Here is a 23459-nt window from a genome sequence, read left to right as displayed (position 1 = left end):
GGGACTTGGATTAGTATCGTCAGGCAACTTGCTTTTTTAAGTCCCCTTTAGGGGATTTAGGGGCGGTTGCTTCTTAAAAGCCAAAAAATGAAGTGGGGTTAGGAGTAAAGCCCCAATATGAAAAGTATTCTATTTTAATAAAGAGTGCGCGATGCAATAATTGTTTTTTCGTTTAACGGTTAAGTTTAATCGGATAATTTCTAAATCGCTATTTAAAGCTTAGGTAATCATTTTATTATGTTGTAAGCTCCGTGCTAATTTCTGGAATCAGCGTAACATGTGTTCAGAAATTAATTATCTTTGCTTCATGTTACAGAATTACATAGCTTCGTGTATACGTGCTCAGCTTCCGTTTGATCCAACCGAGCAGCAAACCCAACTGATAGAAGAACTTGGCGTTTTTTTGATGTCTACGGACAAGGATAAAGCCTTTTTGCTGAAAGGGTATGCCGGAACAGGAAAAACGTCGGTAGTGAGTGCGTTGGTGCGTGCATTCAATGAGCTGAAACAAAAGACCGTGCTGCTGGCACCTACCGGACGTGCTGCTAAAGTTATTTCGGGCTATTCTGGTTTTCCTGCTTTTACCATCCACAAAAAAATATACAGGCAAAAGTCCATGTCGGAGTTCCGCTTTCAACTGGCGGACAACCTGCATACTCACACGCTTTTTATTGTTGATGAGGCTTCCATGATTTCGAATACCGGTAGTGAAACAGCTTTCGGGTCGGGACGGTTGCTGGATGACTTGGTACAATTTGTTTATGGCAGTGATGGTTGCAGTCTGTTGCTCTTGGGCGATACAGCTCAGTTACCGCCCGTTATGCAGCCCCACAGTCCGGCGCTGGAGCGGGATAAGCTGCTGGGCTATGGACTAAAAGTGTACGACTTCACACTGACTCATGTGGTTCGTCAGGCTTTGGAAAGCGGTATTTTGCACAATGCCACCTTACTGCGTCAACAGTTGCTGGATGAACGAACCACGGAATTTCCTCGCTTTGAGCTCGAAGGTTTTTCCGATATCAGAAAACTCAGTGGGATGGAACTGATCGATGAAATTCAGCGGTCGTACGACGGAGTGGGAGTGGAGGATACCATTGTGGTGACACGCTCCAATAAACGCGCAGGTATTTACAATAATGGTATCAGGGCACGGGTAATGATGAAAGAAGACGAGCTGTCGGGAGGTGATTTACTGATGGTGACGCGCAATAATTACTTTTGGAACAAGCCGTATAAAGAGATTGACTTTATTGCCAACGGCGATATTTTGCAAATAGTGCGGGTTGGTAAGCATCATACTATCTACGATTTTCGGTTCGTCGATCTAACGCTTCGCTCGCTGGATTACGAGTGGGAGATTGATGCACGCATCTGGCTGGATGCTTTGCAGGCCGAGTCGCCGGCTGTCATGAACGAAATGACCAATAAACTCTTTGAAGCCGTACTCGAAGATTACCCCGAAATAACCACCAAGCGGGAAAAATATAAAAAAGTACTGGAAAACGAATACTACAATGCCCTGCAGGTAAAATTCGCCTATGCCGTAACCTGCCACAAAGCACAGGGCGGACAGTGGAAAAAAGTATTTGTAGATCCCGGGCAAATAGTCCAAGAGCAGCTTAACAGCGACTTTTACCGCTGGCTTTACACCGCGCTGACCCGTGCCAGTGAAACCGTATATCTGGTCAACTTCCCCGAAACCGCATTTTAAAATAAAATCAATATATTTACGTACTAATATTTTCGAAGAATAATTTCAAAAGCCGTAGTGGTAAAAGCGCATTCACTTGTCATATATAAAAATATGACATGTACATCGTTTCATCTGCTGCTTGTTTTTGTTTCTCGGACAAGTCTGAAACTGTATTAATTTAGAAATCACCAGGTATTGATGAAGCACATTATTGCAGCTCTGATTGTACTCTTTTTAATTGAAGTTTTGAATAATGCTATTCGTGCCCAGCAGGTTAGTACGCTCTATTTTATGGAGAATTCACCCGAACGAAACTATTTAAATCCCGCATTTCAGCCTCTCACCCAATTTTACCTCAGTTTGCCGATAATAGGATTTACCCAACTTGATGTGGGAAATAACTCACTTGCTCTGAAAGATTTTATTTATAGACGAAACGATCAGAACATTACTTTTCTGAATAAGAATGGAGATGTAGGTTCGTTTTACCGAAATATCAGACACAATATGGTTATCCGTACCGATTTGCAAACAAATCTGTTGACATTCGGCCTCCGACACGAGCAGACTTATTGGAATTTCTCCTTGTCCGAAAAAGTCAATGGGATGGCTGCCATCCCCAAAGATGCCTTCAAACTGGCACTCTACGGAACCCCCGATATAAATGCCAACAACTATAACTTCGCCACATTGCAAACCGATATGACTGCATATACCGAGTTGGCGGCTGGCTTTTCCAGACAGGAAGACGAGCAACTGACAATAGGCGCTAAGCTCAAATTGTTGCTGGGGAATGTCAATATTTCCAATACCAATAAAGCTGCACGTTTGTACGCAGGTATCGACAAATGGGTTTTAAATCTGAATGGCTCAGTCAATGTATCGGCTCCGGTAGCGTACAGGGTTGATAGTGGTTATCAATCCGTTTCGGTTTCTTCGAACAACAGAGTTGGCGATTGGTTGAAGCCGGCCGGGGTGGGAGCGGGTGTCGATGTCGGGGCAGTATATCGTCTGAACGACAAACTCACATTGTCGGGTGCTATAACAGATTTGGGATTCATTCGCTGGACAAAAAATACTCAGAATTTCAACTATACTTCCGATTTGACCTACGACGGCATAACTCAGCAAACTGCCAATGGAACTAATTTTCAGAACATAATAGACAAGATTACAACCGGAAATTATGTGTCCGACTCGCTGAATAATGTTCTGCAAACAGCCATTGTAAGCAGACGTAGTAACAATCATTATTTTACGGGAACTACAGCCAAAATTAATCTGGGAGCTGAATACGCCTTGTTCGATAATGCCCTGAGTTTAGGTTTGCTGTCGTTTTCCAGTATTTTCAAACGAACTATTACAGAAGAGCTTACCGCTTCAATCAATTACAGGCCGGCTCACTGGATAAATGCGTCACTCAGTTATTCTGCATTTAATGGGTGCTTTGGGTCGTTGGGTGCAGGATTGGGACTTAAAACCGGATTTATACACTGGCTTGTGGCTGCCGATTATATTCCGGCCGAGAGGGCTACATTTTCCCCATCGTACATCAGTCCGAATTATCCGACTTTTAAAATTTTGGCACCCTACAATATCCCCCGATTTAATCTGGCAATCGGGATGAGTATCGTGATTGACAAAACCGACGGCGAACGGAACAGTTCATCGGGTTTTGGTTCTTACAAGAAGAATAAAGGACCACGCAGCCATCATAAGAAAAGTAATTGTAATTGCGACACGGATTAAATACTTTTTGGCTTTCAATGGTATTGTTTGTAACTATATATTCACATAGCAATGAGTCAAGAAGCTCATTTAAGATAAAGTAATTTTTACCGAATTTATTATTTTAAATTAAAAGTTAAATATGTCGGTTTCAAGAATAAAAGATTGATTTCGAATATAGATTCGAACTATAATAGCTTGATAATTTGAATTTTGCCTCGGTGTTAAATCTTGATTAATTTGATATTTTCATCTATATTTAATTTCTAAACAAAATTTTTCCCGTATATTTGTCTATTTATTTATGAAAAAAGGTATAAATATGTAAAGCTGTTGCATATCGCCTTGCTAACCTGTTAATATAAAACATTAAAATTATAGATTTATGAAAAGGAAGATTGTATTTAGATTTCTTTTTTTTAGTGGAATATTCTTAGGTGTCTTTTCGTCCTGTAAGGAAATTGATTTGACCGGAATTTCCAATGAAGTTGCGATAGATGAATCGCTGGTTTCTCCCGTGGGCGAATCCTCTGTAACGGTCGATGATATTTTGCTGAAATTAGGCAATCAAAGTTACATTGGTACCGAGGGTAATGAAATTTACATTACAAACAAGGAAAGTATCGAATACTCTTTTAGAAATATTGATTTAAACAAGTATGCCCAAAGCAGAGTCATTCCTGTAAATCCTTGGAGCGCATTGCCAAGTCCTCAGTTTGTACCTGGTGGAACTACTATACCCAGTACTCCTATAACAAGCTTAATAGATTTAGGACTTAATAATCCATCGAACACAGGTGAACAAATTCAATCGGCTGAAATTACGACTGCCACTATTGGTCTTAGCCTTAATTTGACAAATGATATTAAGAATAGTATTAAGAACACGGATGTGAAAATTACCATTCAGTTTCCCAATGGGTCTATTACAGATGCACAAGGTAATGCGTATGTAATTCCTCCTTTCATTCCAAGTGCTTACGGAACTGTAAAGAATATTCAGTTGACTAATTTTATTATGAATACTCCCAACGGAGCCACGGGCATTCCGGTTATTGTAACAGTCGATGCTAAAACAACCTCCGGAGCTATGGTAAGTAATACTACGGCTTTTAACTGTACGCTAAGTTTTAATAATATAGCGTTTAAAGTCCTTCGGGGGCATTTTGCACCAGCTACCTATTCTAAAGATTCGCTTCGTGTAGATTTGAACTTACCAACTGCACTTTCAGGCTTGGATTTGAGATTTACTAATCCGGTAGCCACAATTACTGTCAATAATAATGTTGGAGCTAAACTTAGGTTTAATGTTGAATATGTAAAAGCATACGATAAAAATAACGTGGAAATAGCAAAAGCGAATTTTGCACCGGGAGTGGATACTTATAATAACGGTGACTCCCATGTTTTCCATCTGGATAGACCAACAACACCATACACTTCGGCAACATCCGTATTCACGCTTGATAAAGATAATGGCGCTACAAACCGGCTTTTTGCAAGTGGAAAAATACCAAGTGTTTTGGAGTATAAATTTACCTCGGGCGTTGATACAGACCCTGCGCTTGGTTTTCTGACTCCTGATGCTAAGATAACTGCAAATGTAGACGTTAAAATTCCATTGCAGTTAGATCCCGGAAGCTCAGTGGAAATGGTAGATAGTGTAAAAAATGTAGGGGTAAACCTAACATCGTCTATGAAAGATGTAACTATCAAAACCGGAACGTTGGTTTTAAACATTACTAATAGTTTTCCTGTCAACGCAACCTTTGAACTTATTGATTTAAAAGATGAGCAAGGTAATCTGATTTTAAAAGATCTGACAAGGATATATAATATAGATGCACCTGCAGAAGTTAGTGCCGATGGTACTGTGACTAAAACTAAGGTTCAACAATTACTGATTGAACTGAAAGATGGTCAGTTTGATGAGTTTAAAAAACTGAAAAACCTCAAGTTCAAGATTACGTTGGGTGATAAAGCTTCGACGAAATCAATGCACTTTGTTAAGTCGAACTTTATTAAGGTAAAAGCCGGTGTATTTGCAAATGGAACTATATCAGGCAACATTGGATCTACTAAAAACTAAACAGGGCAATTATGAAAAGAAGAAATATATATAAAAAAGCACTTATTCTTTGTGGATTTCTCTCTACACTTACTATCTCGGCTCAACAGGTAAACACCATGTATTTTATGGAAAATGTGCCGGTACGCAATAGTCTGAACCCGGCATTTCAACCGTTGAGCAATTTTTATCTGGGCTTTCCGGTATTGGGTTTTACGCAATATAGTTTAGGAAACAATTCTCTAACGCTCAAAGATTTTGCGTACAATGATGCGAATGGAAAACCGATCTGGTTTTTGAATAAAAATGGAGATAAAAACAAGTTTTTCAATGTGCTGAAGCCTACAACATTGATGCAGACTAATATGCAGCTGAACGTACTTGATTTTGGGTTCCGCACCGGCAGAGCTTACTGGAACTTTTCTATAGCCGAAAAGATGGAAGGACAGGTAGGGTTACCAAAAGATTTAATGAAGCTTTTACTCTATGGAACGCCCGATATGAATAGGAATTCGTATGACTTTACATCCTTCGGAGCTGATATGACCGTTTACACGGAAGTAGGACTGGGATACTCCAGAAAGGCAAATGACAAATGGACATTGGGGGGAAAAGTGAAACTTTTGCTTGGAACCGGAAACGTTTCGGGATCGAGCAGCGACCTGAAGCTAAATGCAGGTATAGATCAATGGAATTTAGTGGGTAATGGTTCTGTAAATTATTCATCGCCTATTGATTTAAATGGTAATAGCTTTCAAAACTTTGATCCGATAACCGACATATCTACCGGACAATGGCTAAAACCATCGGGTATGGGTGCCGGTATTGATTTAGGTGCAACTTATAAGCTTACAAATGACGTAACTTTATCGGCGGCAGTTACCGATCTTGGATTTATCCGTTGGAACAAAAACTTGAAGAAAATGGGTTACAACGTAGATTATAAGTTTACAGGCATTGATGGTTTAAATATTAATGACACTGATGTGAATCACAAGACTGATTCAATATTCACTGATTTTAAGAATGCTATACACGATACGATTACGAATAGCAAAGCATATACCAGCTATACATCTCCAAAGATTAATGTGGGTGTGGAATATGCTTTTTTAAATAATAAAATGAGTGTGGGATTATTGTCGCGCACATTGATTCATAACAAAGTGGCTTACGAAGAATTGACAGGCTCTCTTAATCTTCGTCCAGTCAGTTGGTTTGATTTATCCGGTTCGTATTCTGTATTAAACGGAAGATCAAGTAATATAGGTTTAGGCTTAGGCTTAAGAACCGGATTTATTCACTGGTTTGTATCAGCTGATTATGTGCCTGTGAAATATGCCACTGTTTCATTTAATAATAATTCTAATTCAACAAAAGCGCCTGTTCCTTACAATACTAAAAGTACCAATTTTGCTCTTGGAGTTAATTTTGTGTTTGGAAACAAGAAAGATGCCGATAGAGATGGTGTAAAGGATAGCAAAGATAAATGTCCTGATACTCCACGTGGTGTAAAAGTTGATAAGAACGGTTGTCCGATAGATACTGATGGTGATGGTGTTCCTGATTATCTGGATAAATGCCCTGATACACCAACCGAAGCTTATGGCTCTGTTGATGAACATGGTTGTCCGCTTGATACCGATGGCGACGGTGTACCTGATTATCTGGATAAATGCCCTGATACACCTAAAGAAGCTAAAGGTTTTATAGATAGTAAGGGTTGTCCAATTGATACCGACGGTGACGGAGTACCTGATTATTTGGATAAATGCCCTGATACACCTAAGGAAGCTAAGGGTATGGTAGATAAGAACGGATGCTTGCTTGATTCTGACGGTGATGGCGTTCCCGATTACCTGGATTTATGTCCGAATACACCTGCTGAAGCAAAAGCATTTGTAGATAAAAACGGTTGTACGCTTGATACCGACGGTGATGGTGTTCCCGATTATTTGGATAAATGTCCGAATACACCTATCGAAGCACGTGGAAAAGTTGATCAGAATGGTTGTCCACGTGATACGGACGGTGATGGAATTCCGGATTATCTGGATAAATGTCCTACAATAGCCGGTGTTGCCGAAAATGAAGGATGTCCCGCTATCAAAAAAGAAGTGAAAACACTATTCAAAAAAGCCTTGCAGGGAATTCAGTTCGAAACCGGTAAAGACAAGATTAAACCAAAATCATATCCTATTTTGAATCAGATAGCAGCTGTTATGACAGCTAACCCAACGTATCTTATTGAAGTTCGAGGGCATACCGATAATGTTGGAGATGCAAAACTAAATCAGGTTTTGTCGCAAAAACGTGCTGAATCCGTTCGTAAATATCTGATTGGAAAAGGTATTGATTCCAAACGAATGACAGCCAACGGATATGGCGATACGCTACCGGTTTCGACTAACAGCACGCCTGCCGGCAGAACATTAAATCGCCGCGTAGAATTTGAAATAACATTCGAGGAAGTGTCGGTGCAATAGAACAAATATTTAAATCAAAGGGAGTTGAAATTTCAAACTCCCTTTTTTATTTCAAAAAAAATGAAACAATCGATGGTAGTTTGCGAGTGTTTTAATACTTTTGTGCACCGAAATCGGCACATTGTATCGTGGCGGTATTAATTGCAAAAGCAATACTTGGATAAATATAATCAGAAATAATATAATATGGGAAGAGCGTTTGAATATAGAAAAGCGACTAAAATGAAACGTTGGGGTAATATGGCCCGCGTTTTTACAAAACTAGGTAAACAGATTACTATTGCCGTTCGTGAGGGCGGTTCGGAGCCTGATACAAATCCTCGTTTGAGGGTTTTGATTCAGCAATCCAAGAAAGAGAATATGCCCAAAGAAAATGTGGAACGTGCTATCAAAAAGGCAACATCGAAGGATGAAGCGGATTACAAAGAAATGGTTTACGAGGGGTATGGTCCTAACGGAATTGCGATTGTTATTGAAACTGCTACCGATAATCCAACGCGTACTGTTGCCAATATAAGAAGCTATCTGACCCGTCACGGTGGCTCATTGGGAACTTCGGGTTGTTTGCAGTTTTTATTCGATCATAAATGTGTTTTTAAAATTGCAGCTAAACCGGATGTATCGATGGAAGATTTGGAGCTGGAATTAATTGACTTTGGAGTAGATGAGCTGGTTGAAGACGAGGATGGCGGCATTGTTTTATATGGTGAGTTCCAATCGTATTCTTCTATTCAAAAATATTTGGAAGAAAACGGATTTGAAATTTTTAGCGCTGAGTTTGAGCGTATACCGAATGATATGAAGGAACTGAACGAAGAACAAAAAGCTCAGGTAATGAAATTACTTGATAAGATTGAAGATGACGAAGATGTTCAAAATGTCTTTCATAATATGGTTGAATAGAAACAAAACAACGACCATGTGTAGTAGGGCGTCCAATTAGGCAGCTTTTTGCTAATGTCTGGTATGTGATTGTGCGAAATTTGGAGATAGGTTTTTCTTAGTCAGAATTTCTATTTTTGCTAATACATTTTTTTTGTAAGTAACTTTAAAGTCAGACTATTAGGTCTGACTTTTGTCGTTTAGCCTTGGATTAATTGGTACAAACAAGATATATGGAGCAACGCCATTCGATTTGTTTGAGAATGTGCTATTAATAATTTTCCTCGCACCTATATTTTACAAATAATTACTCATTTTTCATCGATATCGCTTGTCCCAATCTTAATCTGTGTTCAATCTTTTTTTCTGTAGTTTGCCGCATTCTAAAATAAATATCAAAGCGGTTTAAAAATAGTATTTATACCGCTTTGAATTTATTCAGGGTAGGATTTTTTTGTGAAAGATATTTTCTGTGACAGGTTAATATGCTTGTAATTTAAATTACCTTTGCAGTATGAAACGGTTGAATATTTATAGCTTAATTTTACTATTGCTATCTTTAACGGGCTGTTCGCATACCCCAAAAGATTTGCAACGTGCGGAGCTACTTATGGAATCTGCTCCCGACTCGTCGTTACATATTTTGCAACATATTTCGCCGAATAGCTACATGCCGAATTCCAGTAAGGCTCTCTATGGCCTACTTATGTTTCAGGCGTTAGATAAAAACTTTCTCACCCTTACCCCAGACACTCTTATCAATTATTCTATAGATTATTACGAACGTGTCGGGAAAAAATCATCTCTGGCTGCTGCTTATTTGTATAAAGGGCGGATGTATAAATACGCTTTACGCTACGAAGATGCCACTATGTGCTTAATGAAAGCAGTAGATAATGCTGATAAAACCAAAGACTTTGCGTTGTTAGGAAGAATATATTCCGATTTAGGAACCATTTGCTTCAAGCAACAAGATTATATTAAGGCACGGGCGGAGTATAAGTACAAATATGAATATTTTACTAAAGCTAGTTTTAAATTACATGCATTAGAGGGACTATTAGATGTAGGCCGAACTTATTTTGCGGTGCACAAATACGATAGTGCTATGTTATATTACAAGCAAGCTTTATCTCAGGCTACCGATTCCATGTCAAAGGCGAGTTGTATGCAGGAAATTGCCCAAAAATATTATGTGGCAAAACAATATGATTCTACATTGTATTACTTACACCCCATTATTCATTATCCCTATATTGGTAATAATCGTGCTATTCGCTATTACCTGCTTGCTGACGTGTATTTTGATATAAGACAGTTAGATTCTGCCTGGTTTTACGCAACAGAAGCGATGAAATTCAAACCTGATATTAGTATTCGGCAGGGATGTTATCTCATTTTGAGAAATATTGCATTTCGTCAAAGAAAAATGAAGGATTTGGCTCATTATATGAATTTGTATAGTGCTTGTAGCGATTCAATAAAGAAAATTGAATCGCAAACTAAAGTGGCTGTATTAGAAAGGATACATCAGGATAACAAAAAATTAAGATGGGTAAAAGAAGCATTATTATTTTTGCTGGTTTATTCTGCACTGTGTTATTTCTTGGACTTACTATTCAGTATTATCTATACACTCAAAATAAAAAGAATAAGCAACTACACGAAAAGCAAATTCAGCAGGCACATTCTGTGCTGGCTAAGAAGCAAAGTAGCCTTGTTTTGGGTGTGCAACAAGAGATTATTCTTGAAAAACAGAAACTTGCTAATATCTGGAAGAAAACTACGCAGAGTGAGCGTGATGCTATGGTGTTACAAATCTATCAATCAAAACTCCATCTGAATGATTGGGCTGAATTTTCCCGATTAATGAACTATACTTTTAATAATTTAGTGAGTGTATTAGAAAGTTCATATCCCGATATCAAACATGCTGAAATTATTTGGTGTTGTTTACACTTGCTAGATGTAACTCTAGCCGAAAGAATGATTGTGCTCAATGTTTCAGCAAATAGTTTATACAAACTAAAGCAACGTCTGGCATTAAAACTCCAATTGAAAGGAGCTAAAATGCTTGATGAATATCTAAAACAATTTAACGATAAGCTTATTTAATAAGAGCTCAAGATCGAGATTAGTTTGTTGGAAATTAGATATCAATAAAAAGGATGATATATTTATTAATTTCAAACAATATTGCTATTTACGTCCTTATTTTATGTCATTTTATCACATTTTTTTCTTTTTCATTTCCTCTTGTCCAAAAATAATTGCTTTTAAAAATATATTAGTCTGTTTTTTAGCGATATATAGTTTTGCGTTTGTCCAAAAATAATTGACTATAAATTTTACCACTTATTAAATACAGACTAATTTAGTAGTGTAATTAATGAAAATTCAACAGCAGGTCAATTTACGATCTACATAATTTTACTGTCTGCTTAATTACACTCTTATTTATTTCTCTTTCAATCTATAATCTGCTATGCTAATTTTTACCTCACTCTCCATTAAGCAATGGAAAGTGATTGCTGTTTGATGAATTCCTTTGGCTTACATGATAAAATTTTAATGTAAAAGTTACGAGACTTGCTTTTAGATCTACTATAGCTTGATGGATGTGAATTGATTATTTGTTTGCAAAGTAAAAGAAATAAGTTTTGTAAACTATTTACCAATTACAACTGTCTTGCGTAACTTTTTTTAATATTGAGGTATTTGACAAATACGAATTTAAATAAATATATAATTAAAATTAAAAATGACGGTATGAAAAAAAAATGGTTTCTTTTTACAGTAGCTTCTTTGCTTTTAGTATCATGTAAAAGTAGTGATGAAGTAAAACCGGATGACGGAACAGGTACTCCTAGTTGGACTACGTATGAAGTTTTGGATACAAAAGCCGAACTAGGTTTTTATATGCTTGATAGAAATGTTGGAGCGACAGAAAAATACAATTCGAAAGCACCTAGCAAAGCTGCTATTGGCAATTACTACCAATGGGGTAAAAACACTCCGGTTAAGATTAGTGCAGATAGTAGTTCTATCACAAATTATGATAAAGAATGGAATGCACCTTCAGCAAGTGCGAAAGATTGGTCGAAAGCTGAAAATACACCATGTCCATGTGGATGGAGAATTCCGAATTTAGTTGAAATGAAAAAAATAACAGCTGCAGCATGGGCTGATTATGATGGACTGACCGATCAAACAGAGGCAGAGTTTAATGCAGCCAAAGCATTGTATAGTAAATTAGCATTGGCTAGAACCGGATACATTCGTATTGTTGGAGCTGATTCTACTGCTCGTGCAGCGGCTAAAGTCGGAGTTTATCTTCCCAAGGCAGCCTATATTTGGTCAGCAGCTCTTAATCCAGATACTCCAACATCTTCCAGAGCATTCAAGTATGCTTATACTTTAAGTGACAATTATGATATCATGTTGGGAAAGAAAGGTAATGAAAATGAAGTAAACGTTGCCATGCCTATCAGATGTATTAAAGACTAAAACTATTTTAGTCTGATAAATTTGTTGCTATTATATGCCAGACAGCTTTTGAATATCAATTCGAGGCTGTTTGGCTGTTTTTCTTATTATTGTTTCCCCTGATTTTTTACATTTATGAATAAGAACTTTGTCAGCAAACTTTTTCCCCGTTTTCTTCTTTTCTCATATATCATGGTAATTCTTCCATGTACGCTCATGGCTCAAGGCTCTTCAAATTTAAAAATAGCCAATTATAAGGGAGTTGTACTTGAACAAAAAACGAAAGAACCTATTCCGGGTGCAACGGTGAATCTTCCTCAGTATGGGATTTATACCATTACCGATTCAAACGGCATGTTTTTATTGAAACAAGTGCCTGTGGGAGTAACGGATATTAATATTCGTTTTGTTGGAATGATAAGTATTGTAAAGAAAGTGACTATTGGAGCCGAAAATAATTCTGAGTCAAAGTTTTATATGGGCGAAGCTGATTTTACCTTAGAAAAGGTGGTTGTGACAGCAAAAAGTAACCGAATAGGAGCTTCAACTTCTTCGTCTATTTCACGTACAGCTATAGACCATCTTCAAGCCACTAGTCTGACAGATATTATGGAACTTCTTCCGGGTCAGTTGGCTTCCAATCCAACACTTAATTCTCCAGGAAAAGCGTCGTTGCGACAGGTACAGTCAGATGCGCTTAACAGTATGGGAACTTCTATTGTCGTAAATGGATCACCCATTTCAAACAATGCCAATCTGCAAATTGGAAATACCGCAAAGGACGGTTCTTTGAATACCAGTTTCAGTTCGGTGGCAGGTTCGGGCACAGATATGCGACAAATAGCTGTTGACAATATTGAGTCTGTTGATGTGATCAGGGGAATACCTTCAGTAGAATATGGTGATCTGACTTCCGGAGTTATTATTATCAATCCGAAAGCAGGAGTCTATCCTTTACAAACTAAATTTAAAATAAACCCAACTTTGACTCAGGCTTCCATTGGAAAAGGTTTCAATCTTGGTAAAAAGGCCGGAAATATAAGTGTTGATTTTGATTATGCCAAGTCTCTGGTTGATGAGCGACGACCATCTCAAGGTTTTCAGCGGTTTACCGGAAATCTGTTATATTCTAAAAATTTCAAGAATAAATTAACCACAACTACAGGTTTGAGCTTTTATTCGGACTTGGATGCTCAGAAGTTAGACCCTTCCGATACACGATACCAACGTGAGCGTTCGTCAAAGAATACAGGTTATAAGTTCAATACCAATATAGCTTGGAATTGTGATAAGAATTTTTTAAAAGTAGTTCGTTTGAATTTGTCCGCTAATTATGAGGTACAAAAAGGCTATAATCAGGAAATAAAAGGAAATTTTGGATATATGGTTACCTCAGCAATGAAGGATGGAACTATAGCTTCAAATAGAAAAGAAGAAATTTTTGATGCCTTTGGCAATCAAATTACAAATATTGGCGATCATCAAGCCTCAACAAACATACTTCCCTATGAGTTTCTGACAAAAACAACTACTTACGGAAAGCCTCTTAATTTATTTGCAAAACTGACTTCTAGCTATTTTGTTGATTTTTGGAATATTAAGAACCGAATTGTAGCCGGTGCCGAGTGGAAAACAGATGTGAATTTTGGTCGAGGCAAAGTGTTTGATCCATTAATGCCACCTTCTAGTGGAGTTCGGATGAGACCTTACACAGATATTCCTGCTTTGAATCAATTCTCCTTGTTTGTAGAAGACAATGCAGAAAGAATTATTTTTGAACGAACATTCAAAATTCAATTAGGGGCACGTTTGGATGCCATTCAACCCGGAAAAGAGGAGGGAGAAACAGTGATTTCTCCGCGTGTAAATCTTTCGTACGAAATCATTCCATCCATTCTCAGCCTGCGTGGAGGATACGGGATTACTGCCAAAGCGCCTCCTTTAATGTTTCTATATCCGGAAAATGCATATTATGATTTTATCAACTATGATAACTCCGGATTGACCGGATTGACCGAAGCGCAAAAGCTAAGTATCGTCACAACAAAAGTTTATGATACAGATAATTCAAATTTGAAAATAGCTAAAAATAGCAAAAGCGAACTTGGGTTAGAGCTAAACTTGGGTCAAATGGTATTTTCAGTGACCGGCTATCATGAAAAACTAACTAACGGTTATTCTTTTGGTACCAGTATAAATAGCTATCATTTGTTTGATCTTGTAAAATATACAGGCGTTAATCGTGCGGGAACTTATCCTGAGTTAACCGTTGATAAAACCTCCAAAGTTGTGCTTAGCTACTACACGCCTCTTAATAATAAAGTTAATGATAACAAAGGGGTAGAGTTTGATTTTGACTTTGGGCAAATTAGAGCTATTCAAACTTCTTTTATCTTGAACGGCGCATGGATGCAGAGTAAGTTGTATTCCACTTCAAATTCATTTTATGAAAAAAGTCCCGATGCAAATGGAACGTATAAAAATATCGGAGTGTACGGAAGCGGCGATGGTAATTTGGATGAACGATTATCCACAAATTTGCGTATCATTCATAACATTCCGCGGATAGGTTTTGTCATCTCATTATCTGTACAAACCATATGGTCTGACATCAGCAAATATATTGGATTGGAAAATAAATACCCCATCGGGTATATCTCTGCTACTAATTTGCAATATACTACACTGGTAGCCGGCAGCACAATTGACCCAGATATCCAACGACAAATACTGGTCAATCGGGAGATAACAGAATCTTACAAACCACTAAGCCTGTTTAATCTAAGGCTGACCAAAGAAATCAAGAAGTTTGGTGGTTTTGCATTTTTTGTTAACAATCTCTTCAATAGCAACACTTTGGAGGAGAGTAAACGAAATCCAGGAAATTACACCTCGCGAAATCCTGAACAATTTTTCGGAACAGAAATTTGGTTTAAATTTTAATAGAATGAAAAAATACATCCTTTATTTATTGTTGATTGGCAATTGTATATTGTCTTCTTGTCGGAAAGACATAGCCATCGATTCTGCGTTTGCACCTGAAATAAATTTGCACCTGAAATATAAAATGTTCGGAGATACCAGCCCTTTTTCTAATCCTTTGTCCATGACGTTGACTAATACCACCGAACAAATTACCTATCAGTTCAAAAGCGATCTTTGGGGAAAATTCACGTTGGTTCAATTGCTTCCCGGAGAGTATACGATCAGTGTTACGGGAACTCTTACAGCCGCAGAAGTAACTCAGGTAACAGGTAAAAACGCTGTTGATGGATCCAATCTGATTGGATTTAAGTCCAGTGTGAATTTTAAACAGGGAGAAACGCCATTGTTGAGTGATATAGACTTGATTTTGCCAACTCAGAGTTCTCTGATATTTAAGGAACTATACTATTGTGGGTCACGTACTCCATCGAATGGTAGCTATCGAAATGATAATTTCTATACTATCTATAATAATTCAGATAATCCTGTTCTTCTGAACAATGTCTACATAGCTAACACCGAAAACTACGGGGGAATCGGTGTTACTGGACCTCTTTGGCCGGGTGAGACACAAGGAGAATATAAACATGTTTATTTGCAAGCTATTTGGAAAATTGTAGCTGGAGAAAATCCGGTATACATACAGCCAGGTCAAAGTGTCACGATAGCAACCATGGCAGCTCCCCACAATCAAGACAGCCAGTACAATCTTTCTTCGCCTGTTAATTTAATAGATGCTGATTATGAAGCCTATTCTTCAGATCCTTCCAACAAATATACGGATTTTCCGGCTGTCAATATGTCCAGAGCTTTTTGGCCGGACTATGGAGACCTCTGGCGCATCAGTGTGCTTGGACAAGGAATGGTATTGATCCAAGCTACCAAAGAAGAGTTCTCCGGTTTCGGAACTGTTACACTTCCAGAAGCTTTTCAAGATCCATTTGAAAATGAGGAGTATTGGTTATGTAAAAAAGTCCCGGTAAAGTTCATAATTGATGCGGTTGATTTAATTCAGAATAAGACTGTTACAAACACCAAACGTTTTCCTCCCATGTTGGACAGTGGTTTTGCTACCGTTGCAGGAACCTATACTGGCTCCAGTGTGATTCGAAAGATCATTGGCAACAAAAATGGAAGACTTATTTATCAGGATTCCAATAATTCGACCGAAGATTTTGAAGTAAGCCCGAAAGCTATTTTTAAATAAAAAAAGGATATGCGTTATACATCAATACTATACAAAGCTGCAATTTCTACAATTGTTTTACCAATACAACTTACAGCACAAACAAGAAACGATACTTTGCTTGGAAAGCCATATGCAGAGCTTTTTGAAATGCACTATTTTAAAGAAAGTGAATATCATTTGTCTTCAGACAATGCTTCCGGCCTATCACTTGGCTCGCGGATAAACTATTCCGATGTGAACCTCACCTACGAATATTCAGACGGAAATTATCACCGTCCCCAGCAAGCCAGTTCCTATAACAACTGTCTCTTTTCTGCGGAAGGAGCCGTCACTATGGGAAAGTTCTATGTTGTTGGTGGCTTCAATTTCAAAGAAGCTTTCGAGAAAAATGTTCAGTTTACATCTATTCTGAATCCCTACCGAGGTACACCTTATATCATAGCAGATAGCACTGGTGGAAATTGGAAAAAGCAAACATATGATATGTGGACAAGGATTGCTTCACCTATTTATTATCATTTTATTTCTTTTGGTCTTGATGGAAGACTAGCAGTAGGAAGGGGTGCAAAGAGTATTGATCCTCGTCCGCAAGCAAATTCAAATGCTATTCAGGTAGCTCCATCTTTCACCTTAATTCAGAAAAGACATTCCTTAGGGGGAAACTTTAGTTACAGACGTTTTCGTGAAAATAGTAACATGATTTTGTATGATACAGGAAATCCCCAAAAAATATACCTCATGAAAGGAATGGGACAATATACGCATGACTTGTTTAGCACGAACGAACGCGAACGCCAATATACCGGAGATGGCTTTGGTGGTGGCGTACAATATGGTTATAAATCGGATCGGATGAACGTGTTTTTGGATGGAATCTATGAAAACTATGTAGAAAATGCCAATGATATAGAAAACAATAAACCCCGTCAACGCGGACGATTGTATGAAAATAATTGGAAAGGACAACTGCATGTGGATTTCTATAACAAAGAATATTCTGTAAAACATGCATTATCTGTAGGTTATAATGAAACGAATCGTTCGGGTCGGGAGATTATTCAGATTTTTAATTCTTCGTCAGAAGTGAATGCCTGGGTGACAAGTTCAGAGGCTTCCCATCGATCTGTTGTTTCTCAGAAAGAATGGAAAGCCGGGTATAATCTTTATTTGTTTGATGGAACCACCACATCCTACAAATGGAAATTTTCTCTAAACGGAAAACTAACAGAATATATTGATGAGTACGTAGTGATGAATTCTTTTCTCAAATTCAACAGTTATACTGCTACACTCAATGCTTTAAGAAACTTCAATATAAAAAAAACAAACTTATTGCAGGTTGGTTTGGAAGGTAGTTTCCGGGGCGTGTGGAATGATAAGAACCGATATACTCCAAGGGAACCGCTGGATAAAACAATAGAAACCGAACTAGTAAATAGTGACGCAACAATACTGACTCAAAATTATGGTCAATTGCAGGCTCATGTTTTATATGGACACAATCTAAAAAATAAGACTTGTCTGTACGCGAAAAGTTCTTTCAGCCTATTGCGGACGGAAGATAAATTAAACAGAACCAATGTATCTGCATCTGTTGGATACAATTTCTAAAACAATAAAAATGAAATTATTAAAGATACTCCCGTTTGTGCTTTTACTTAGTCCAATGAGTTTACTGGCACAATCTTTTGTTTATTCTCCGGACGAGGTTATTCCTGTCGATGCTAAAACTATCAAGAAAACGCTTGACAATGGTTTTACATACTATATACGTCAGAATAAAGCTCAGGAGAATAAAGTAGAATTGAGATTGGTTATTAATGCGGGCTCTATTTTAGAAACCGAGAAACAACAAGGATTGGGGCACTTTTTGGAGCATATGTCTTTCAATGGAACCGAATCGTTTCCGAATGCTGAGTTGATAAAAACCCTCGAAGGTATGGGTGTTCGTTTTGGAAAAGATTTAAATGCCTATACTTCTTTTGACGAAACAATCTATTATTTACCTATTCCATCGGATAAGGTGAATGTAGGGTTAACCGTACTAAAAGACTGGGCGATGAATCTGACTCTTTCAGAAAAGGAAATTGAAAGAGAAAGAGGCGTTGTACTGGAAGAACTGCGGTTGGGGAAAAAAGCATCCACCAGAATTCGGGAGAAATATCTTCCGGTTCTATTGGCAGGTTCCCTTTATCCACTTCGCCTTCCTATTGGTAAAGAAGAAGTTCTGAAGCATTTTACGTCAGATGAATTGCGAAATTATTACAAAAAATGGCATCGTCCTGACTTAATGGCCATCATGGTGATTGGAGATATCAATCCAACCGAAATAGAAAAGGAAATTATTCAAAAATTCGGGGTGTATAAAATGCCGGAGAATAGCGAACCCCGCCCGGTCAATCCGGTGCCAGACCATAAAGAAACAAAGGTTGTGGTGGCTACCGATCCTGAGATATCAGGCTGTTCTGTAGAAATATCCTATAAACACAAGCCCCAAAAAACAATCACGCAGCAGGATTATGTTGAGCACAAAATATACCATGCGTTGTATTCTTCTATGATTAATGATCGTTTAAAGGAATTGCAAGAAACAGAGACTCCTCCTTTTTCGGAAGCTGAGTCAGGTTACTCAAATTATTTTCGTGAAGTAGATACTTATTCCAGTTATGCAAGATGTGCTCCTTCAAAAATATTGAATGCCTTTCATTCTCTGATTGTTGAAAATGAGCGAGTGAAACGCTACGGATTTACGAATAATGAATTAGAAAGAGCTAAAATGAAACTATTGTCCCGTTACGAAAGATGGTACAATGAGCGGGGAAAAACGGCATCTGATCTTTTTGCCGATGAGTATCAGGTTAATTATCTATCAGGTGAACCTATACCGGGCATTGAATATGAATATGAATTGGTAAAAAAAACATTACCGGGAATAAGAACAACTGATTTGAATAGTCTGGTAGCTTATTATATGACTGATAATAACCGAGTCGTTGTTGTTACTGGTCCGGAGAGTGCTTCTATTTCTTATCCAGACAAAAAAGAGTTTTTGACTTTGCTAGCTCAGGTGGGAGCTGAAAAGATTAAGCCGTATAGAGAAGATAAAGTTGTCAAAGAGCTCATGTCCAGCAAGCCAAAAGCAGGAACAATTATCAGTGAAAGGTCAATTCCGGAAACCGGATTGATAGAATGGAAACTATCCAATGGAGCCACTGTCGTATTCAAAAAAACAGACTTTAAGAATAATCAAGTTTTGTTCAGAGCTACATCGAATGGAGGTTTTAGCAACTATAATGCAAAAGATGACATGTCAGCACTTTATGCAACCAAGATTCAGGATAAGAGTGGTGTAAATGGTATTAATAATACTCAATTGAAAAGACTGATGGCAGGAAAAGATTTATCGTTAACTCAATCCTTGGTTTTGTATAATGAATCGATGTCAGGTAAATACGGGTTGAAAGACAGTGAAGCATTTTTTCAATTACTCTATTTATATCAAACTGCACCTTATTTTAATAAAAATGCTTTCAAACGATTGATGAATGAAGAGAAAACTGAATATGCTAAATTGCTTGATGATCCGAGCAGTTACTTCAATTATCAAGTCGAACAACTTATGAATAACGGCAATCCACGCCGGAACAGATGGCCGGTAAAAGAAAATCTCGATCAGGTAGATTTTAATCGAGCTGCTGCAATTTATAAAGCTCGTTTTGGTAGTGTTACCGGATTTACTTATGTATTTGTTGGCAATGTGGATATTGATTCTATCAAACCACTTGTTCTGACGTATATAGGAGGACTTCCCGGCAATAAGAAGAAACAGGGTTATGCAGAACAAAATTTCACGTCTTTATTAGGTCCAGCTACTTACACATTCAAAAAAGGAACAGAAGACAAAGCTGAAGTTTCCATTAAGTTCGTAAAACGAGCCATCTGGGATAAACAGAAAGCATATGCTTATAGTGCTTTTATTGAACTATTGAAAACCAGATTATATGAAAGTCTTCGCAGGGAAATGAGTGGCGTTTATGGCGTAAAAGTTTCAGGAAAAGTTAATCAAAACCATGAACCTGAAGCGTCATTATCACTTTCTTTTGGCACGAATACGGCATCTTACGAGGCTTTATACAAACGTGCAATTCTTGAAGTTAAACGTTTGATGTCGGATGGTCCCACAAGTGAAGAGCTGGAGCGAGTCAAAGAAAAGATGCGTGTAACACTTGCAACAGATATAAAAGAAAACGCTAGTTGGTTACTGGACATTTATTATGCCTACCGTTATGGAGATACGGTTATGACGATTGAGGAACGCAAGCAAACTATTGAGCAACTGAACTCAGAGAAAGTAAAAGAGGCCGCTAATGAATATATAGACCCTGATAAAGCATTGAAGTTTATTCTTCTGCCGGAAATAAACACAACCTCATCTTCACACTTACCGGAACAACAAAAAAACTAGTATCTTGTTGAAATATATAGGTTTTCCATAAGCTGTTGAAACAAAGACTAATCTGATCTGTGGTTTATCAAATATTTGCCGGTGGATTATTCCATAGCTCATGGATAAAGGCTTGTCTGCTAACTCTAAATGAAGGTAATCAATGAAAAGAGATTATTCTTCTATTACATAGAATAAAAAAATCCCGTCGAATGATTTTGTTCGACGGGATTACTATTTAATTATATTCCTTAATACTGCTCTTTTTCGTTGGGGAAATCGCCTGATTTCACATCTTCTACATAATGTCCAATCGCTTCATTCATTATGCCCTGAATGTTGGCATAGCGACGAAGAAACCGTGGTGAGAAGTCTTGATTCAGTCCTACCATATCGTGTAGTACCAGCACTTGTCCATCCACACCACCACCTGCGCCAATTCCAATAACAGGGATGGTAAGTTCATCAGCTACTCTCTGAGCTAGCTTTGCAGGAATTTTTTCCAATACAATTCCGAAACATCCTGCTTCTTCGAGCAAATGGGCATCTCTTATAAGTTTATCAGCTTCGCTGTCATCCTTCGCTCTTACGGCATAAGATCCGTATTTATTTATGGATTGAGGCATAAGTCCCAGATGCCCCATAACAGGAATTCCGGCACTAAGAATACGTTTAACTGATTCCAGAATTTCCTCTCCACCCTCTACTTTTAAACAGTCTCCATGAGTTTCTTTCATGATACGAATGGCCGAAGCGAGCGCTTCCTTGGAGTTACCCTGGTAGGATCCAAATGGCATATCGATTACAACCAACGCCCGGTTTACACCTCTGACAACCGATTTTGCCAGAAAAATCATTTGATCCAATGTGATTGGAAGCGTAGTGATGTTTCCACACATAACATTCGATGCAGAATCACCAACTAATATTATATCTACTCCGGCTCTGTCAACAATGGTTCCCATGGTGTAATCGTATGCTGTGAGCATACTGATTTTTTCACCACGTTGTTTCATTTCCAACAATCTTTGAGTCGTTACTCTTCTTGAGTCTTCACTGTGTATCGACATATTTATTCATTTTTGAATTGAGAGTGCAAAGATATAATATTATATTTTCAATCGGCAATTTGGAGTGTGAATTATAAAAAAGTATTGTTTTTTGTTCAGATAATGAGGTGGTTACATCGGACTTTGTGCCCGCTAAATGATATGTTTGATTTTTGAATCTGTTTTTCGCATTTTAAACTTATCTTTGCACTTTATTTTTAATACTTTAATGAATTAATTCAACCTGAATTTACAGGTAATGCTGTCGATACGTATAGGAGTTGTAATTTCCAAATATCGATTGACTTCTGTACTACAGTGGTAATAATTGTCTATTGTTTAAATGCTTGATATTGATAAATTTATTCAGAACTATCCTTTTCTTTCTGCATTCGTTTCTTTTATCATTGGGCTGTGTTTTATGCCTATGGTTCTGAATATTGCCAGAAAAAGAAATTTTGTAGTAAAGCCCAATAAAAGAACTTCGCACGAAGGCATAATCCCCAATGTGGGCGGAATAAATATATTTATTTCGTTTTTGCTGACAGTGTTTTTGTTCACATTCTCTATATTCAGCGAACTTCAATTTACGATTGTTGGCGTTTTTATTATACTGCTGGTAGGATTTGTTGATGATTTGATTGATATAAAACCAGCCTGGAAATTATTTGGGGAGAGTGCTTCTGCTTTTTTTCTGATTGTAGTTTCTGATATTCGTATGTCAAGTCTACATGGCTTTTTGGGCATATATGAGTTGCCGATAGGAGCAAGTTATTTGCTTTCATTTTTTGTTTTTATTTTGATCATCAATTCGTTGAATTTGATAGATGGTATTGATGGCTTGGCATCGGGGTTGGGGATATTGTATTGTTTGTTTTTTGCTGTTTATTTTCATTCGGTGTTGTTCATTAATTTGGCAATCTCGGCTTATGCCATGGTAGGTTCTTTGGCCGTTTTTTTTATATACAATGTAATATCCGGCAAACGAAAGATATTTATGGGCGATTCAGGTTCGTTGCTGCTGGGCTATATGATAGCTCTGTATGTGTTTGAGTTTTGTGACATAAATACTAAAGTAATAACTCCTGTATCTTTTCACATGTCAGCTGCTCCGGCTGTAGCTGTTTGTGTTTTGTCTGTTCCTTTATTCGATGCTATGCGCGTTATGCTTACCCGGATTATACATGGAATTTCACCTTTTCGTGCGGATAAAAACCACATACATCACTGGCTGCTGAAATCTGGTTTGACGCATCTTCAGGTGACGTTTTTGTTGATAATAATTTCAATTTTTTACATCGCGCTGGGCATTGTCGGGCGTAATTGGCCAATCGGACTATTGGTTGCGGTAGCTTTTTCAATAGCATGCGTGCTTACCTATATTTTATGGCGAGTAGTTGAAAGAAAAGTGTTGAAGTAATATAATGATTTAGTTTTTTAAGAGTAGAA

General features: G+C 37.7%; 14 protein-coding genes. 13 read left to right on the top strand and 1 reads right to left on the bottom strand.

All coding sequences use genetic code 11. From position 1 onward, the window contains the following. Positions 1-307 precede the first annotated feature (307 nt). The 12 genes from PALPR_RS04160 (at position 308) to PALPR_RS04105 (ending at position 20982) form a co-directional block, all read left to right on the top strand. A complete protein-coding gene (locus tag PALPR_RS04160; RefSeq protein ID WP_013444363.1) occupies positions 308-1711 on the top strand; it encodes an ATP-dependent DNA helicase in 1404 nt (467 codons plus the stop codon). Positions 1712-1891: 180 nt separating this feature from the next. Beyond that, positions 1892-3442, top strand: a complete 1551-nt coding sequence (locus tag PALPR_RS04155; protein ID WP_013444362.1) for a DUF5723 family protein — start codon at positions 1892-1894, stop codon at positions 3440-3442. Between the two features lie 364 nt (positions 3443-3806). Then, positions 3807-5510 (top strand): hypothetical protein, encoded by a 1704-nt coding sequence (locus PALPR_RS04150; protein WP_013444361.1) that lies wholly within the window; start codon positions 3807-3809, stop codon positions 5508-5510. A gap of 11 nt (positions 5511-5521) precedes the next feature. After that, positions 5522-7975, top strand: a complete 2454-nt coding sequence (locus tag PALPR_RS15290) for a DUF5723 family protein (RefSeq protein ID WP_013444360.1) — start codon at positions 5522-5524, stop codon at positions 7973-7975. Positions 7976-8161: 186 nt separating this feature from the next. Continuing rightward, on the top strand, positions 8162-8878 hold the full coding sequence (locus PALPR_RS04140; RefSeq protein WP_013444359.1) for a YebC/PmpR family DNA-binding transcriptional regulator: 717 nt from the start codon (positions 8162-8164) through the stop codon (positions 8876-8878). 493 nt (positions 8879-9371) lie between these two features. Beyond that, positions 9372-10700 (top strand): tetratricopeptide repeat protein, encoded by a 1329-nt coding sequence (locus PALPR_RS04135; protein ID WP_148226423.1) that lies wholly within the window; start codon positions 9372-9374, stop codon positions 10698-10700. Positions 10701-10726: 26 nt separating this feature from the next. Continuing rightward, entirely contained in the window at positions 10727-10972 is a 246-nt protein-coding gene (locus tag PALPR_RS04130) for a hypothetical protein (RefSeq protein ID WP_148226422.1), read from the top strand. 654 nt (positions 10973-11626) lie between these two features. After that, a complete protein-coding gene (locus PALPR_RS04125) occupies positions 11627-12364 on the top strand; it encodes a fibrobacter succinogenes major paralogous domain-containing protein (RefSeq protein WP_041620205.1) in 738 nt (245 codons plus the stop codon). Between the two features lie 114 nt (positions 12365-12478). Further along, on the top strand, positions 12479-15286 hold the full coding sequence (locus PALPR_RS04120; protein ID WP_013444358.1) for a TonB-dependent receptor: 2808 nt from the start codon (positions 12479-12481) through the stop codon (positions 15284-15286). Between the two features lie 4 nt (positions 15287-15290). Next, complete coding sequence (locus tag PALPR_RS04115; RefSeq protein WP_013444357.1) at positions 15291-16535, top strand: DUF4876 domain-containing protein; 1245 nt, start codon at positions 15291-15293, stop codon at positions 16533-16535. A 9-nt stretch (positions 16536-16544) separates the two neighbouring features. Next, positions 16545-18128 carry a DUF6850 family outer membrane beta-barrel protein gene (locus PALPR_RS04110; RefSeq protein ID WP_013444356.1) on the top strand — a complete coding sequence of 528 codons (1584 nt, stop codon included), beginning with the start codon at positions 16545-16547 and terminating at the stop codon, positions 18126-18128. A 10-nt stretch (positions 18129-18138) separates the two neighbouring features. Continuing rightward, positions 18139-20982, top strand: coding sequence for a M16 family metallopeptidase (locus PALPR_RS04105; protein ID WP_171805018.1), 2844 nt, complete (start codon positions 18139-18141; stop codon positions 20980-20982). A 230-nt stretch (positions 20983-21212) separates the two neighbouring features. On the opposite strand, the gene panB is transcribed toward PALPR_RS04105, so the two are convergent. Beyond that, positions 21213-22031: a 3-methyl-2-oxobutanoate hydroxymethyltransferase gene (gene panB / locus PALPR_RS04100; RefSeq protein ID WP_013444354.1), complete on the bottom strand. Its 819-nt coding sequence runs from the start codon at positions 22029-22031 to the stop codon at positions 21213-21215. Positions 22032-22353: 322 nt separating this feature from the next. On the opposite strand from panB, the gene PALPR_RS04095 reads away from it, so the two are divergent. Then, positions 22354-23430: a glycosyltransferase family 4 protein gene (locus PALPR_RS04095; protein WP_013444353.1), complete on the top strand. Its 1077-nt coding sequence runs from the start codon at positions 22354-22356 to the stop codon at positions 23428-23430. Positions 23431-23459: the final 29 nt, after the last annotated feature.

Origin of the sequence: Paludibacter propionicigenes WB4 (assembly GCF_000183135.1) — a bacterium.
Classification (GTDB): Bacteria; Bacteroidota; Bacteroidia; order Bacteroidales; family Paludibacteraceae; genus Paludibacter; species Paludibacter propionicigenes.
The sequence above is the reverse complement of the archived record's forward strand: the minus strand, read 5'-3'. Positions and strand labels throughout refer to the sequence as shown.